Raw genomic sequence first — 16362 nt, 5'->3', positions numbered from 1 at the left:
GTGCATATGGATGTGGTACCAGAAAGTCTTAAGAGCCATCGCGTGCAGCAAGGGGCTGATGTCGTGCACGGCGAGGTGCGCTGGGAGCCGATCCGCTCGCTATGGTTCACCGGCATGGCTTTAGCGGCAATTGTGGGCGGTTCACTGACCTTTACTTGGGCCGCGTTTGCCTTGTTTGCAAGCTCGACTGTGCTTGTGTTGTTGCTCGGGCATTCACTGGGAATGCATCGCAAGCTGATTCACGACAGTTTTCAGTGCCCCAAGTGGTTGGAGTACTTTCTTGTTTATTGCGGAGTATTAGTTGGCCTGTCCGGCCCATTGGGGCTTTTACGTACCCACGATCTGCGAGACTTCGCGCAGAGGCAGAAAGATTGTCACGATTTTTTTGGCCACCGTCGTTCACCGCTGCTGGATGCTTGGTGGCAATTGCATTGCGAGCTGCGTCTAAGTAACCCGCCGACTATTTGCGTCGAAGCGCGTGCTGGTGATGATGTTTTCTACCGTTTCCTGCAACGCACTTGGATGGTCCAGCAACTGCCCTTGGCACTACTTTTTTATGCTCTCGGCGGTTGGGGCTGGGTGTTCTGGGGCGTGTGTGCGCGAGTTACGGCCGGGGTCTTTGGCCATTGGTTAATTGGTCATTTCGCTCATCGTCATGGCGAACAACACCATGTGGTCGATGGGGCCAGCGTGCAGGGGTTCAATGTGCCATTCGCCGCCTTTCTGACTATGGGGGAGAGCTGGCATAACAATCACCATGCTTATCCTGGCTCTGCCCGCCTTGGTCTTCACTCTGGGGAATGGGATCCGGGCTGGTGGGTGCTTCTTGGTCTACAGCGCTTGGGGCTGACTTGGGATTTGAAGACTCCAGATGATCTACCCCATCGTGCGGAGTTACGTAGGGTTGTGGTGCCGGCGGAGAGTGCTTGTGATTGTCGGGTATGGGCGTGGTTAAAACGACAGGTATGGGGCTAATGGGGTTGCACGATAAAGACGACGATAAGATTCGCCTGGATAAATGGCTGTGGGCGGCGCGCTTTTTTAAGACTCGGGCGCTGGCCAAGGCCGCCATCGAGGGTGGCAAAGTGCATCATCGCGGTGAGCGCTGTAAGCCGGGTAAAGAGCCGAAAGTCGGTGATGTTTACGTGATACGCACCGGCTTCGAGGAGCGCAGTGTGGTGGTCCAGGCGTTATCTACTGTGCGCCGTGGTGCACCCGAGGCGCAGGCGCTGTATACCGAGACCGCTGACAGCATCGAGCGCCGTGAGCTGGCTGCCGCGCAGCGCAAAGCGGGGGCGTTGGGTATGCAAACCGATGGCCGGCCCAGCAAAAAGCAGCGCCGGCAGTTGCATCAATTTCGCGATCATCAGGAGTAGTACGGCGGTTGGCTCAGGCAAACCGCCGTGGGGCCAGGTTAATGGCCGCGGATAATGCTCAATCGGCCGAGTAGCGGTACCTTGGCCAGCAGGCGAGTAATCGGCAGGGTGACTTTTTCCAGCCATTCACTGGCCTTGTAGGCAAAGGGTGTGAAACAGGCCCACGCAAGGCCCAGCAGGGCGAGGAATACGCCACCCACCAGGGCGTCCGAACCCCAGTGCGCGCCGGCCACCAAGCGCGGCAGCATAAAGACTACGGCCATTACCCAGACCAGCAGCAAATTCCAATTGCGCGCAAACAGGCTGATAAACATCGCCCATATCAACAGCACCGAGGCGTGATCGCCGGGGAAGCTGCGGGTGGCGCTGTCTTTCATGTCCCAGCGCTTTTCCCAGCCCGGGAAAATTTCGGTCAGGCGCGCGGCGCCTTCTACTACCAGCGATGCACTCGGACGCTGCCAGCCCATCAGTTTGACCAGCTCCGCGAAGCCAACGCGAAACAGCAGCATGACAACCAACGTAGCCAGGAAGGCATACAGCGCTTTGCGCACCTGTACGCCGCTGAACACCCAGTTGGCTTTTAGCATCACGGCCAACATCAGCACGCCAACGCCCATATCCACTGGGCGCATGCTGCCAATAGCCCAGGTTTTGGCCCACAGGCCGGCGGCATGCACGGGCTGATTGAGCAGGCTAAACAGTTGCAGATCGAACTGGTCCCACAGGGCACGACTGGGTGCCCACAGCCAGCTGGTCAGCAGGAGCAGGGCGACAATATGGCTAGCCAGCAATGGGCGTACACGCCATTGGTCGTTGATAAAAGAGCGGGGCATGCAATGGCATCCTTGTCATCTGTAAGGGATTAAGGCGGCGGGCATGCTAGGTATTCCCTGCTTATATTGCAAAGATTCGCCCTACCTTTTGTCGCTAACTGTGATGCCGATGGCTATCGATAGCCTTTCCCCGCAAGGCTGATAGATAAGAGGCGCTTGGTCGGAGGGGCGTTTGCGCCTAAAATCGCGGGCCGAATCACATTCAGTGAAGTTGGCATGCCTGATTTTTCCCAACGCTTCTTGTTCGATGACAGCGATATACGCGGTGAACTGGTCGGCTTAACCGACAGTTACAGCCACGTGCTGGCCAAACATGCCTACCCCCAGCCCGTTGCCCAGCTACTCGGTGAGTTGCTGGCGGCCGCCGCGTTGCTGATCGGCACCCTGAAATTTGAAGGTCTGCTGATTCTTCAGGCGCGCTCCTCCGGTGCTCTGCCGTTGCTGATGGTCGAATGCTCCAGCGAGGGCGAGTTGCGTGGTATCGCCCGCTATCACGCTGAACAGATTGCCGCCGATGCCAGCCTGCGTGGGCTGATGCCTGATGGTGTGCTGGCCATCACCGTCGACCCGAAAGCCGGGCAGCGTTATCAAGGGGTTGTTGACTTGGAAGGCGACACCCTGGCGGATTGCCTGACCAATTATTTTGCCACCTCCGAACAGCTGCCCACGCGTTTCTGGTTGAGCGCCGATGGGCAACGTGCTCGCGGTTTGCTGCTGCAACAACTGCCGGCCGACCGCCTGACCGAAGCGGATGAGCGTGAAGCCAGCTGGCAACACACCATTGCCCTGGCGGACACGGTGAAGGCTGAAGAGCTCTTGGGTTTGGATAACGAAACCTTGCTGCACCGCTTGTACCATCAGGAAGCGCTGCGCCTGTTCGACCCTCGCGCCCTGCAGTTTGGTTGCAGCTGCTCGCGGGAGCGCTCCAGTCGTGCGTTGATCAGCCTCGGCCAAGCCGATGCTGAGGCGCTGATGCAGGAGCATGGGGGCCAGGTGGAAATTGATTGCCAGTTCTGCAATGAGCGCTATCTATTCGATGCCGCCGATGTGCTGCAACTGTTTATCGATGGCAGCAGTGATGCGCCATCGGATACGCGCCACTGATTACGATCTGCTGCGCGTCGGCCCTGCTGCGTTAAAAATAGGCTCGGCAAGCCGCTTGCGGCTAACGCGCTTTAGCGCGACCCGAAGGGCGAGTGAAGCGAGTTATGCTCGTTTTTTGCCTTGCAGGGCTCTAGCTCGCTAGATCGTAAGCAGATTAGTGGGCAAATCGCACGTAAACCGTGCCGGAATGATCTGATCAGAGGCTGCACCCGCAGTCGGCTTTTTCTGGCATAATCCGGCGCACTTTTTTCGCTGTAGTAGTGCTCTACTTTCTACTACAAAACGTTCGGAAGACTCGGCCATATGGCCGACGGGGACCCACATGACGCAAGCCAACAACGCCGTGCACACCGACATCAGCGCCGCCCAACTGGTCGAAGAAGCCCTTCGTCGCGGTGAAGGTGAACTGGCCGCCAACGGCTCCCTAGTCGTTCGTACAGGCCATCGTACGGGTCGTTCTCCGGCTGATCGCTTCATCGTGCAAGAGTCGAGCACCGAGGCGAAAATCGCCTGGGGCGCGATCAACCGTCCGTTCCCCGCCGACAAGTTTGATGCCCTGTGGGACCGCGTTCAGGCGTTCTCCGACGCGCAAGACAGCTTCGTTTCCTACGTTCATGTAGGTTCTGCTGACGCCCACTACCTGCCGGTCAAAATGACCACCGCTACCGCCTGGCAGAACCTGTTCGGCCGTTGCCTTTTTATCAATCCGGAGCAGTACAACCCGGCGGGTAAGGACGAGTGGCAAGTGCTCAACGTCGCCAACTTCGAGTGTGTGCCTGAGCGTGACGGCACCAATTCTGATGGCTGCGTGATCATCAATTTCGCCGCCAAGAAAGTCCTGATCGCAGGCATGCGTTACGCCGGCGAGATGAAGAAAGCCATGTTCAGCGTGCAGAACTTCCTGCTGCCAGATGCTGACGTGCTGCCAATGCATTGCGCCGCCAACATCGGTGAAGATGGCGACGTAACCCTGTTCTTCGGCCTGTCCGGCACCGGTAAGACCACCCTGTCGGCCGACCCGAGCCGTTACCTGATCGGTGACGACGAGCACGGTTGGGGCGTTGGCGTGGTGTTCAACATCGAAGGCGGCTGCTACGCCAAGTGCATCGACCTGTCCGAGAAGAACGAGCCGGTGATCTGGAAAGCCATCCAGTTCGGCGCCGTACTGGAGAACGTGGTTCTCGACGAAAACCGCGTACCGAACTATGCCGATGACAGCCTGACCCAGAACAGCCGTGCGGCTTACCCGCTGGAGCTGGTTGAGAAGCGCAGCGAGAAAAACCTCGGTGGCGAGCCGAATGCAGTGATCTTCCTGACCTGCGACCTGACTGGCGTACTGCCGCCGGTTTCGATCCTCAGCGAAGAACAGGCGGCTTACCACTTCCTGTCGGGCTACACCGCGCTGGTTGGCTCCACTGAAATGGGCAGCGGCGGCGGCATCAAGTCGACCTTCTCCACCTGCTTCGGCGCGCCGTTCTTCCCGCGTCCGGCTGGCGAATACGCTGAGCTGTTGATCAAGCGTATCCGTGGTTTCGGTTCCAAGGTTTACCTGGTTAACACCGGCTGGACCGGCGGCGGCTACGGCGTTGGCAAGCGCTTTAACATTCCGACCACTCGCGGAGTGATCGCGGCCATCCAGAGCGGCGCGTTGATCGGTACCGAAACTGAGCAGCTGCCGATCATCAACCTGAGCGTGCCGAAGTCGGTACCCGGTGTTGAAACCAACTTGCTCAACCCGCGCAATACCTGGGAAGACAAGAACGCCTACGACGAGGCTGCTAAAGGCCTGGCCAAGCTGTTTATCGAGAACTTCCAGAAGTTCGATGTCAGCGATGCCATCAAGAGCGCCGGCCCACAGCTCTAAGCTGTAACAGCTGCGTTGAAAAAACCGCCTTAATCGGCGGTTTTTTTATGTGTGAATAATTAAGCAGCAATCTATTGGGGGCGCTTTAGCGGCGTGCTATTGAGGGTTTTCGCGGCTAAAGCGCCTCTCTAACGAATAGGGACGGCAAATACGGAAAAGCCGCCCGAAGGCGGCTTTGGGTGCGTATCTGCTTAGAGATCAGGCACGTTTGCGAGTATTGCGAGTATTGCGTGTTGCACTCTTGCTCAGGTGGCCGCTCTGCACGGCCTAAGGTGTGGCTATATGGCTGTCTCGGGCCACAGGGCTAACGGGGTTGGCAACTCAGGCGATTTCCAGGGCCTTTGTCTGCGACTGTCGACTTCAGCATGACTGGCTAGTGCCAGGTAGGTGTCGATATGTCGTGAGTGGCCGCTGGCGCTTTCGAGTTGTATGGCAGCGTTAGGTCTATGGTCTGGCACAACTTACGGCGAACCTGAGTTCTTCCGCCAGATTGCGCATCGGCCCGTTGTTCGCGTCAGCTACTCCGGTTCGACCGGGGTCTATGCTGCGCGGCCATCTGGCCTTGGTGGTGAGCGATCTAGTGGATAACCGGCAAGCTGCCGCTGAAACCAGATACCTGCATACTCATCTCCTTTTTTATTTGCATGGTTTGACTGTACGCCTGTGTTGCACGCGCTGTTAGTTGGATTGGTAATAGCTCGTCAGGTTGTAGGTCTTAATTGTTTTTTACCGCAGTGGCGGTCAATGGAGTGGCAGGTATGAGTACCCTTGAGCGCGTGTTTGGTTTTCAGCAACTGCGCCCCGGCCAGGAGCGCGTGGTGAGTGCCGTGTTGGCGGGTCGTTCGGCCGCGGCGATCTTTCCCACCGGTTCGGGCAAGTCCTTGTGTTACCAGTTGCCGGCGTTGCACCTGCCGCACCTGACCCTGGTGATCTCGCCGTTGCTGGCATTGATGCAGGATCAACTGGCCTTCCTGCATGCCCGTGGCATCAGCGCGGCCAGCATCGATTCGGCGCAGAGCCGCGAGCAGACCAACGAGACCATGGGCAAGGCTAAGAGCGGCGAACTGAAAATTCTGATGATTTCGGTCGAGCGTCTGAAAAATGAGCGTTTTCGCAACTTCATCAGCCAGGTGCCGATCTCCCTGCTGGTGGTCGATGAGGCGCACTGTATTTCTGAGTGGGGTCATAATTTTCGGCCCGATTACCTCAAATTGCCCGACTATCAGCGCCAGTTTGGGATTACTCAGGTGTTGCTGCTCACCGCCACAGCCACGCCGCCGGTGATCGCCGACATGCAGCGCAAATTTGCGATTGCCATGGACGACGTAGTCACCACCGGCTTCTACCGCGCCAACCTCAATCTACTGGTCGAGCCGGTGGCTGGGCGCGACAAGCAGCGCCGGCTGAGCGAATGGCTGGGGGCCAAGCCCGGGCAACCGAGCATCGTTTACGTTACCCAGCAGAAGACCGCCGAGCAGGTGGCCGAGCAGCTCAGTCAGCGTGGCTTTGCCGCCAGCGCTTACCACGCCGGCATGCCGCATGAGGCGCGCGAGGCGATCCAGCGCCAGTTTATGGCCGGGCAGATTAACTGCATCGTCGCCACCATCGCCTTCGGCATGGGTATCGATAAGTCAGACATTCGCAACGTGGTGCACTTTGACCTGCCCAAATCCACCGAGAACTACAGCCAGGAAATCGGCCGCGCCGGGCGTGACGGCCAGCCATCCGACTGCCTGGTGCTGGCCAACCGCGACAGCCTCAACGTGCTGGAAAACTTCGTCTACGGCGACACGCCGGAGTTGGACGGTATTCGCTGCGTGCTGAATGAGCTGTTGAGTAGCAGCCAGAATGGCGAATGGGAGTTGATGCTCAATCCGCTCTCGGAGCAGAGCAATATCCGCCAGCTGCCGCTGAAAACCTTGCTGGTGCAGCTGGAGCTGCGCGGCATTATTGCACCGCGTTACGCCTACTTTGCGGAGTATCGTTTCAAGTACCTGATTGAGCCTGAGGCGTTGCTGGGCAAGTTTGACGGTGAACGCCGCCTGTTTATTGAGGCCATAGTCGCCAGTTCGAATCGCGCGCGAACCTGGTGCTCGGTGGATTTCGACGCGCTGTACAGCCAGCATCAGGCCGAGCGCGGCCGGGTGGTCAAGGCCCTGGATTTCTTCCAGGAGCGCGGCTGGATTGAACTGGAAAGCAAGCAGATGACCGATGTCTATGCGCTGCTCGACCCGCACTTCGATCCGCTCGCGCTGAGCCAGGAGTTGCACGCCTACTTCAGCCAGCAGGAAGCCAGCGAAATCGCCCGGATTCAGGCCATGCTCGACTTGTTTGCCAGCGAGCAGTGCCTGAGCCAGCGCCTCGCCGCGTATTTTGGCGATGCCAACGCGCCGCAGCAGTGTGGGCATTGTTCGGTGTGCCGTGGGCAGGTCGCCCATCTGCCGGCTCCACCGGTTTTGCCGCCGCTGGCGGACAAGGATGCGCAGAGTCTGTGCAGCGGTTTTGTGCAGAAATACCAGGCGCTCAAAGGCGGCGAGCCCAGCGCCGAATGCCTGACACGGTTTCTCTGTGGCATCAGAGTGCCGTTGTTTACCAAGCTCAAGGCGCGCCAGCTCGGCGGCTTTGCCGCGCTGGAAGATTATCCCTACGCCGAGGTGCGGGAGTGGTTGGCGCAAGCGTAGCTCGGCTCGGTCAGGGGCAGCGCATTCTCGCGCCTGTTGAACAGTAGTCAGCGTCATTGATCGCCGCCGACTGCATGCGCACGGTCGCTTCGGATGTGATGATGAAGCCATTGCGCGCTGCGCAAACGCTGCTGTAATCCGCGCTTAGTTTTGAAACTTCACTGAAGCTGCCAACGGTTTGATCGGCATTGAACCGCGAAGCCGAACTGAGGATGTGCTCGACCATTGGCACGATCAGGCGCATGCAGTACTGCACGCGTATTTTCAGTAAGTTGGCGTCTTGAATCGACACCGGCGATTGTTGAGTCGAGCGGAACATCAGGTTGTCATTGGGGATAGCGTCTACCCCGAGGGCATCACTGGCTTCGGCAAAGGCGCCGAAGCTGGCTTGGTCGGGACTAATGCGGGTGATGAGGATAAAGTTATCCACTTCGCTGGCGGTGTGCTGCATACGGTCCTGCTGCGGGTATTGCGAGAACATGGGGTACATCCCGCGCGTTAACCCGCGGCGCATATCGCTGTATTGCGCATGATTCATCGCCCCCAGGCGGGCGGCCTGAAAGGTCGCGTAGTTCAGCCCATTCTTCGCCGAATAAATCAGAGCAGCTTGCGCTGCACCGAATATCAGCAAAATCAACACAGGAATGATGATCAGGAACTCAACCATCGCCTGAGCGGACTGTGGACGCCGGTTCATGTTGGACTACTCCGTTTCAGGGAAGAGTTCGAGTAGCTGTTCGGCGCGGCCGAGGGCTTGCTCGGCATAAGGTGTTTGCGTATTCAGATAACGCTGCATTTCGGCGGCGGTCAGTGTGGCTTCACGCAACTGCACTTGCAGTAGGTTATGCCAGCTGCGGGCGTGTTGCGGGTCGCGCACTAGCGCATCGCGGTAGCTGGCGATGGCCCCGGTGTTGTCGCCGTTGCGGGCGAGGCTGTTGCCCAGTTGATAGCGCACGCCAGCGTCGGTGGGTAATTTCTCGGTCAGGCGGCGATACAGTTCACTCGCTTGCGCATAGTTAGCTTGAGCGTAAGCGGCGTCGGCCTGCTGTTGCAGTTCGATAATCTGGTTCTTCGGTTGTAGGCCGGCGCAGCCACTCAGGCATAGGGCTAGTAGGGCAATACTCAGGACTCGCATTGAATCTGATCTCCGATGGTGAGGCCGAGCCGTTGGCATTCGCCGGCGGCCAGCTCGATCACACTTTTGGCTGGCCAGCACAGACTCATGCGCCATGGTTTGAGGTCTGCGCGGATGGCGATGATGCGTTGCGCAGAGTCGAGGTAGAGCACGTCGATGCTGAAGGCCATGAACAGGCAGTGCACTGAGTTGCAAGGTTGCAGCCAAATGCCCTGGGCGGGTGCCAGGCCGCGCCAGCCGAGCAGCCCCTTGAGGCGTGGCCACAGACGGTCAGCCTGCTCAAGCGTCAGCGTCTGACGGCTGCCATCGGCGCGGGTTACTTGGCAGGGAATCATGTCTCGCCCATGAACTTGACTACGATGGGGAACAGCAGGATCACGAAGGTCAGCGGGAAGATAAACATGATCAAGGGAATGACCAGCTTGACCGGCGCCTGCATGGCGGTTTTCTCTGCGCGCTGGAAGCGTTCTTCAAGACGCTGCTGAGCTTGGATCTGCAAGGTGTTGCGCAGGCTGCTGCCCATTTTTTCCGCTTGAATCACCGAGCGCACGAAGGTCGTCACGTCCTTGAGATTGACCCGTTGCTCCATGCGCGACAGCGCTTCGGCGCGCGGCAAACCGGAGCGGATATCGCGCAGCACGATGCGAAACTCGTTCTTCATCGCGCCGTTCGGACCTTTGTCGACGGCCTGCTGCAGGGCACCGAGGAAGTTCAAACCGGCATCCACGCACATGGTCAGGTATTCGAGGAATACCGGCAGGTTGCGCACGATGTCGCGGTCACGGCGTTTGTGCGTATCACTGATCCACATCACCGGTAGGGCGGCGCCCATGCCGGCCATTAGTAAGACCACGGACCAGAGAATGCCGCTCTGGCCGCTGGCCATGGGCAAAATGGCCAGAATCGGGAACAGCAGGGCCATGGTGATGCACAGCGCCAGGAAGTCTTCAGCGGTCAGCACATACAGGGCGCCGGTTTTCTGCAGGCGGATATCCAGCCAGTCCATAAGTCGCGGCGACAGGTTGCTGCAGAAATGATGGCTAACCAAACGCACCAATGGCCAGACCGGCCGAATCCAGCCGGGTACCGGGTCCATGTAAGCGCGGTTTTCTTCCGGCAGCAGGGACAGCAGCGAGATCAACAGTAGCAGGCTGCAGGTAACGGTGATGCCCAGGCTGGCGCCACTGAGCAGAACAAGGATTTCGTTCATGGTCTAGGCGTCGATCCGGGTGATTTTTCTGATAAAGACGAAGCCTAGAACTTCCATGATGATCATCACGGTCAGCACGAGTAGGCCGTTGCGTGTGGTGTAGAGCTGGCTCATGGCTTCAGGTTCGATAGCGCTGAGGATCCCCGCGAGGAAGATGGGCAGCATGGCCATAAAGGTGCCCTGGGCCTTGCCTTGAGCCGTGAGGCTATCGATCTTGCCTTCCATGATGCGTTTGCGCCGCAGCATGGCGGCCATGGTATTGATGGTTTCCACCAGATTGCCGCCCACCTCGCGGCTGATGCGGATCGCCGAGCTGGCCATGATGAACGACGGCAGCGGCAGGCGTTTCTCCAGCTTGAGCAGGCCATCTTCCAGGGTTACACCCAGGCGGATGTTCTTAATCAGCAGGCCGAACTCCTGATTCAGCGGCGCGGGCGACTGTTGCACCACATTCTCCAGTGCCATGTTCAGGCTGGCACCCGATTGCAGGCTGCTGGACAACAGCATGAATGCGTCGGGTAGCTGTTCTTCAAATTTCTTCAGGCGGCTTTTGCTCATCTGGTTAAGCACCAGCTTGGGCACGAATAGCATCAGCACGGCCCCGGCCACGGTAACCAAGGTGATTTGAAACACCACGTGCAGAAACAGTGGCACCAAGACCATCAGCATGGCATTGAGAATAAACATCTTGCGCCCACTGCCACTGGAGAAGATGAACATGTCGGCCATGTCCAGTTCAGCGCTGCGCGAGAACTGGCTGCGATAGAACGCCAGGTTGTTGCCGATTTTATCGGTCAGCAACATGGCCAAGGCGAAGACGGCTATGGCGATCAGCCCTGCGCAGAGGTACAGCAGTAACTCAGACATGCAGGGCCGCCGGCCGGAAGATATCCATGTTGACGTTGATCCCGCGGCTGCTCAGCGCTTCGTAGAACTCGGGAACCTGCCCAGTGGCCTGGTAAAAGCCTTTGACCCGCCCGTTCTCGTCGAAGCCTTGCTGTTGGTAGTTGAAGATCTCGTTGAGCAGAATAGTGCTCTGTTCCATACCGGTGATTTCGGTGATGCTGGTAATACGCCGTGAACCATCACCGAAGCGTGTTTGCTGCACGACAATCTGCACCGCTGAGGCGATCTGTTCACGAATCGCCTGTACCGGCAGATCCATGCCGGCCATCAGTACCATCACTTCAAGGCGTCGCATCATGTCGCGCGGGGTGTTGGCGTGGCCGGTGGTCAGCGAACCATCGTGGCCGGTGTTCATCGCCTGCAGCATGTCCAGCGCTTCACCGCCCCGGCACTCGCCGACTACGATACGGTCGGGGCGCATCCGTAGGCAGTTACGCACCAAGTCACGGATGGTTACCTGGCCCTTGCCCTCCATGTTTGATGGGCGTGCTTCCAGTGACACCACGTGCGGCTGCACCAGCTTCAGCTCTGCCGCATCCTCGATGGTAACCACGCGTTCTTCTATCGGGATGAAGTTGGAGAGAATATTCAGCAGGGTGGTCTTGCCCGAACCGGTACCGCCGGACACCACGATGTTCATGCGCTGTTCAACGGCGGTGCGCAGAAACTCCACCATCGGCTCGTTGATCGAGCCGTATGTGAGCAGATCATCCGTGGTGAGCTTTTTCTCTGAGAATTTTCGTATCGTCAGGCAGGGGCCGCGCAATGCCAGCGGTGGAATGATGGCGTTAACCCGCGAGCCATCTTTCAGGCGCGCATCGACCATGGGCGAGCTTTCATCGATACGCCGGCCGAGGGGCGAAATGATCCGCTCGATGATCGACAGTACCGCCGCATTCGAGCTGAAGTTGATCGGGGTTTTCTCAAGACGACCGCTGCGTTCGACATAAATGTCGTCATGGGCGTTGACCATGATTTCGCTGACGCTTCGGTCGGCCAGCAGGTCTTCCAGTGGGCCGAGGCCGACGGCCTCATCCAACACGATTTTGCGCAGCACCTCGGTTTTGACGCTTGCTGGCAGGCGGCTGAGCACTGGTTCAATCAGTCCGTCGATCAGCTCGGAGAGAATCACCCGAACCTCATCCGGGCCCATGCTGTCGAGGTTCATGCGGCGCAGGTCGAGCGCTCGGAACAGCTCGGCCTGGATAAACTGCGACCACTCCATGTAAGCCAAGTGGCTGTCGTTATTAATTTCTGGCGTATCAGGCGCCAGCACGACTTCCGGCATGTCGTCGCTGACGGGGAAGGTTTGCGCGTGGACCCGGATCAGGTAACCACCGATGGCGATGGCGTCTTCCGGTGCTAGCGGGCCGTGACGGCTAATCGGCTTGTCGTTGACCCGCACTTCGTAACCACGGCTGACATCTTCGACGAATAACCCGGCCAGCGATTGCTCGATACGCGCATGGATAGGCGCAACCGTCCAGCCGCGCAAGCGCACCAGCCCGGTGCGAGCTTTACCCAGTTCGCAGGAGGCGCTGGTGCAGGTCAGCTTGTCGACCGGCTTGCCGTCCTTGTAGGTGATTTCGATCTCGAACATGGGTGCCTCAGTCGATAAGCTCAATGGTGCCGAAGGATTTTTGATACTTCTCGATCATCTTGTCACTGCGCAGCTGCGCTTGTGCGCTTGGCGAGTCCGGGCCATTGGTCATCAAGCGAGGGGTGATGAAAATCACCAGTTCGGTGCGGTTGCCCTTAGCGCTCTTGTTGCGAAAAAGCGAACCAATAATGGGCAGATCCATGAGCCAGACAATGCCCTCAACTGTGGACTGACTGTCCTCGGCCACCAGACCCGAGAGCACCAAGGTTTCGCCGACTTTCAGCTGCACTTCGTTCTCGGTGCGGCGGGTTTTGAAGGCCGGGTATTCGCCGATCTGGTTGGCTTTGTCGACCTGACTGATCTCGACCAGTACGTGGGTGGAAACTTGGTCTGTGCCGTACAGTTGTGGCGCGATGTTGAGCAGCACGCCATAGTCTTTGTACTCGACAGACGGGCCGTTGATGCTGCTGGTGACCACCGGAACCTGACCACCCACGGTCAGTTCGGCTTTGCCGCCGCTGCGCGCGCCGAGGCGTGGCGACGCTAGGGTCAATGCCGAGCCGTTTTTCTCCAGCAGGTTGATGCGTGAGGTCAGCTCACTGGCAATCCCCCAGTAGGCATGCGAACCAGCGCCGCCGACAACGGAGTTCAGCGTTTCGAAGGTGCCACTTGCACTGTCGAATTGACCTCGGTATAGATTGTTGGTCCCGCCATCAGCATTAAATGCCAGGGTCGGGCCATTGATGCTGGTGCTCCAGTTAACCCCCAGTTCTTCTACATCGTCTTTGGCAAACTCAGTGATGCGCACATCGAAGTAGATCATCGGTGCGAGGAACTCAGACATTGGCTGGGCCAACACCATCACATCCGGGTAGCGCTCCTTGAGCAGGTCAATACGGGTGATATCGACCTGATTGAGGTCGCCGTCAATGACGATCTGACGACCTATCGCTTTGATCTTGATTCCCGGAATTTGTCCAAGCATGGCCTGAACTTCAGCCAGTACCTGGGCCGAGTCAGCCTTGGTGGCGGCGCCGCTCTGTTCTTCAGCAAGTACCAGCACGTTGTCGTAGAACTTCGCAGCTTCCTTAACGCGGGTGAGGTACTCCTCACTGAGGCGACCATCCAGAACAACTTGGCGGCCTACGGTGCGTATTTTCAGTCCTGGGATGTCGGACAGTAATGCCTTGAGCTCACTGATCTGGCGATAGCCATTGGCCTTGGCGACCACCACGCTCACTTGTTGGCGAGTGTCATCGTCGAACCAGATTTGCACGGTGGTTTCACCAGGCTGCTGGGCGGTGATCACCACTTCCTCGTTCTTGAGCATGGTGGCGCTAATGATTTCAACGTTACCCACAGCCACTCGCTCGACGCCGGGTGCATTGAGCACGCTGACATCACCGTCATACAGCACGATGGCTGATGGGATATCAGCGGCTTGGGCGGCGGCACCCAGACTCATGGCGCAGAGAATCTCCAATACACGTCGAATGATCATTATTGCCCCAGCGAATTTCGCAAATTTGTGTTGTTCCGCTCCGGGTACCCGGAGCGGTGCTCCAAGTTATTCCAGCCGCAGCGTTTGAATCGGGATGACCCCGTCCTTACCCGTGCCGCCGGGGATGAACTGGATCATCCGCGAGGCATCGCTACGTTTATTTTTATTCGGTGCGTTGGCTTGTGGCGGCTCCAGGCCCACGGTCACACCGCGGTACAACACGTTGCCGTTGGCGTCGACGATCTTGCCGTCGACCAGCGTGCCGAGCACCTTGCCATCGGTGCCATACACGGTGTTGCCGCGCCGGGTGCCGATGATGTTGCCGTTCGCATCGCGTACAACCTGAGCGACATCTTGTTGCAGGCTGACATTGGCCCCCTCAATGCCTTGGCCGGACAAGTCACGGATCTGACCATCTTTGACCGTGCCGACTTTGCGGCCTTGGGCATCGATGATGTCGTCGCCGACTACGCTGCCGATCACCTTGCCGTCCGCATCACGTACCACGCGGGCTGCATCGGCGATGACCTTGCCGTCCTTATCGAGCATGGCTTGCTCAACCTTGCCGATGACCTTGCCGGTACTGTCCACGACTTGGCCGTCCTTGACCGTGCCCAGCACTTTGCCGGTGCTATCCACCAGCTTGCCGTCCTTGATGGTGCCGATGACGTTGCCGTCGGCATCGCGAGCCACCTCGCCCAATGTGCCGATGACATTGTTGTTGGCATCCAGCAGCGCGGTGCTGACTTCGCCGAGCAGCTTGCCGTCCAGGTCATAAGCTTTGCCATCGCGGTAATAGCCAATCACCTTGCCGTTGGCATCGTGGATTTCGTCACCGACGCGGTAGCCAATCACCTTGCCATTAGCGTCGAGTACCACCTGGCGTTCGCTACCTTGACTCGGCGCTTGGGTCTGCACCTGCGAGCTGCGCATGTCGATCACTCGGCCATCGGCATCCAGGGCTACGTCTTTTTCCACCCGGCCCAGGCTGGCGCCATCAAGGCCCACGGCTTTGCCGTCGACGACGGTGCCGATGGCATTGCCATTGGCGTCGACCACCTTGCCGTCGACCACCCGGCCAATCACGTTGCCTTGGGCGTCACGTACAACCGTGGCTTTTTCATGCATGCGCAGAATGGGATCGTCCGGTGACAGTCCGCGCACGATACGACCCATGACTTTGCCGTCGAGGTCGACGGCCTGGCCGTCGACGATCTTGCCGATGATGCGGCCATTGGCATCCACGATATTGTCGCCAACGATACGGCCGAGCAGCGTGCCATCGGCAGCCAGCACCACATCAACGGTTTCCACCGGTGGCGGGTCGAGCAGGCTGGAGACAGTGGTCTGGCCGAGGCTGGCGCTGCTGGTGTCTTTGGGGTGGCGTAATACGGCCACCAATTCGCCGGATTTCTCCGCCAGCTCGACCCGTGCCACTTGGGCTGGGGTGAGCATCAGCGAGAGGGTGGAGAAGTTCATGTTGAAGCCGTCTGGCGTCGTACGGTCGTAGTAGTTCTCGTACTTGTGACCGTTGGCGTCTTCGCGGCCGGCGGCCAGCACGGCAATGTCTTCGAGCACGGTCATGACCACGTCGTCGGCATAATTGGGTTGCTGTTGCAGGCCCACGTCACCGGCGGAAAAACTACCTAACAGGTCAATCCGATCACCGGGGCGCAGCATGCCGTCGAAGGAGTTGATCTTGCTGACTTTGACCGTCTTGACCCGCTTGCCCAGCTCGACGTTTTCTGAAAAGCGTGACACGCCGTCCTGCTCAATCGCATCCCAAGTGATGGGGCGGCCTTTTTGCAGCGCCATGATGGTCATGCGGCCTTCCAGGCGTGCCCAATCTTCGGCCATTACGGCGTTGGACGGCAGGTACTCACTGGGCACATCGAGCGCGGCAACCTGCTCGCGCTTGAGCGTTTGCGACTTGCCAATATCCGTGTTGGGCACCACCACCGAAACCTTGACCTGGTTAACCGGGCGGTACGCGGCCTTGTACTGAGACTCCTTGGCCTTGAGGTAGGCCCAACCTAGCAAGGCTGCGAGCACGCCACAGACGATGGCAATGATCAGCAGCTTTCTTCCTGAAACAGATGACATGTCGCTCCCCGTCACTCGCCAATGCCCGTAGAGGGTGGCGTGAAGTGTT

14 protein-coding genes are annotated in these 16362 nt (G+C 58.6%); 5 read left to right on the top strand and 9 right to left on the bottom strand.

Going from position 1 to position 16362, the window contains the following annotated elements; genetic code table 11:
- The first annotated feature begins 6 nt into the window (after window positions 1–6).
- On the top strand, window positions 7–975 hold the full coding sequence (locus tag D8779_RS06110; RefSeq protein ID WP_205895783.1) for an acyl-CoA desaturase: 969 nt from the start codon (window positions 7–9) through the stop codon (window positions 973–975).
- Between the two features lie 5 nt (window positions 976–980).
- On the top strand, window positions 981–1376 hold the full coding sequence (locus D8779_RS06105) for an RNA-binding S4 domain-containing protein (RefSeq protein WP_136664438.1): 396 nt from the start codon (window positions 981–983) through the stop codon (window positions 1374–1376).
- A 38-nt stretch (window positions 1377–1414) separates the two neighbouring features.
- Here the strand turns inward: D8779_RS06105 and D8779_RS06100 are convergent, their stop codons facing one another.
- The gene (locus tag D8779_RS06100) at window positions 1415–2209 is read right to left on the bottom strand and encodes a phosphatase PAP2 family protein (protein WP_136663552.1); all 795 of its coding nucleotides are present in this window, start codon (window positions 2207–2209) and stop codon (window positions 1415–1417) included.
- A gap of 216 nt (window positions 2210–2425) precedes the next feature.
- Between D8779_RS06100 and hslO the strand changes: the two genes are divergently transcribed.
- The 3 genes from hslO to D8779_RS06085 all read left to right on the top strand — a co-directional run bounded on the left by hslO (window position 2426) and on the right by D8779_RS06085 (window position 7858).
- The gene (hslO, locus tag D8779_RS06095) at window positions 2426–3313 is read left to right on the top strand and encodes an Hsp33 family molecular chaperone HslO (RefSeq protein WP_136663551.1); all 888 of its coding nucleotides are present in this window, start codon (window positions 2426–2428) and stop codon (window positions 3311–3313) included.
- 322 nt (window positions 3314–3635) lie between these two features.
- Window positions 3636–5177, top strand: a complete 1542-nt coding sequence (locus tag D8779_RS06090) for a phosphoenolpyruvate carboxykinase (RefSeq protein WP_136663550.1) — start codon at window positions 3636–3638, stop codon at window positions 5175–5177.
- Window positions 5178–5935: 758 nt separating this feature from the next.
- Window positions 5936–7858, top strand: coding sequence for a RecQ family ATP-dependent DNA helicase (locus D8779_RS06085; RefSeq protein ID WP_136663549.1), 1923 nt, complete (start codon window positions 5936–5938; stop codon window positions 7856–7858).
- Between the two features lie 10 nt (window positions 7859–7868).
- On the opposite strand, the gene D8779_RS06080 is transcribed toward D8779_RS06085, so the two are convergent.
- From D8779_RS06080 to cpaB, 8 genes are all read right to left on the bottom strand, one after another.
- Entirely contained in the window at window positions 7869–8555 is a 687-nt protein-coding gene (locus tag D8779_RS06080) for a TadE/TadG family type IV pilus assembly protein (RefSeq protein WP_136663548.1), read from the bottom strand.
- A gap of 6 nt (window positions 8556–8561) precedes the next feature.
- The gene (locus D8779_RS06075; protein WP_167492531.1) at window positions 8562–8993 is read right to left on the bottom strand and encodes a tetratricopeptide repeat protein; all 432 of its coding nucleotides are present in this window, start codon (window positions 8991–8993) and stop codon (window positions 8562–8564) included.
- Entirely contained in the window at window positions 8981–9328 is a 348-nt protein-coding gene (locus D8779_RS06070; protein WP_136663546.1) for a DUF192 domain-containing protein, read from the bottom strand. The genes D8779_RS06075 and D8779_RS06070 overlap by 13 nt, the downstream gene beginning before the upstream one ends.
- Window positions 9325–10203 (bottom strand): type II secretion system F family protein, encoded by an 879-nt coding sequence (locus D8779_RS06065; RefSeq protein WP_136663545.1) that lies wholly within the window; start codon window positions 10201–10203, stop codon window positions 9325–9327. Before D8779_RS06065 ends, D8779_RS06070 begins: the two co-directional genes overlap by 4 nt.
- Window positions 10204–10206: 3 nt before the next feature.
- Window positions 10207–11070: a type II secretion system F family protein gene (locus tag D8779_RS06060; RefSeq protein ID WP_136663544.1), complete on the bottom strand. Its 864-nt coding sequence runs from the start codon at window positions 11068–11070 to the stop codon at window positions 10207–10209.
- On the bottom strand, window positions 11063–12709 hold the full coding sequence (locus D8779_RS06055; RefSeq protein ID WP_136663543.1) for a TadA family conjugal transfer-associated ATPase: 1647 nt from the start codon (window positions 12707–12709) through the stop codon (window positions 11063–11065). Before D8779_RS06055 ends, D8779_RS06060 begins: the two co-directional genes overlap by 8 nt.
- 7 nt (window positions 12710–12716) lie before the next feature.
- Entirely contained in the window at window positions 12717–14210 is a 1494-nt protein-coding gene (locus tag D8779_RS06050) for a type II and III secretion system protein family protein (protein ID WP_136663542.1), read from the bottom strand.
- Between the two features lie 66 nt (window positions 14211–14276).
- Window positions 14277–16313, bottom strand: coding sequence for a Flp pilus assembly protein CpaB (gene cpaB / locus D8779_RS06045; protein ID WP_136663541.1), 2037 nt, complete (start codon window positions 16311–16313; stop codon window positions 14277–14279).
- Window positions 16314–16362: the final 49 nt, after the last annotated feature.

It is taken from the genome of Pseudomonas leptonychotis, assembly GCF_004920405.1.
Taxonomy (GTDB): domain Bacteria; phylum Pseudomonadota; class Gammaproteobacteria; order Pseudomonadales; family Pseudomonadaceae; genus Aquipseudomonas; species Aquipseudomonas leptonychotis.
Note: the sequence above shows the minus strand (reverse complement) of the source record. Positions and strands in the feature narration are given on the sequence as shown.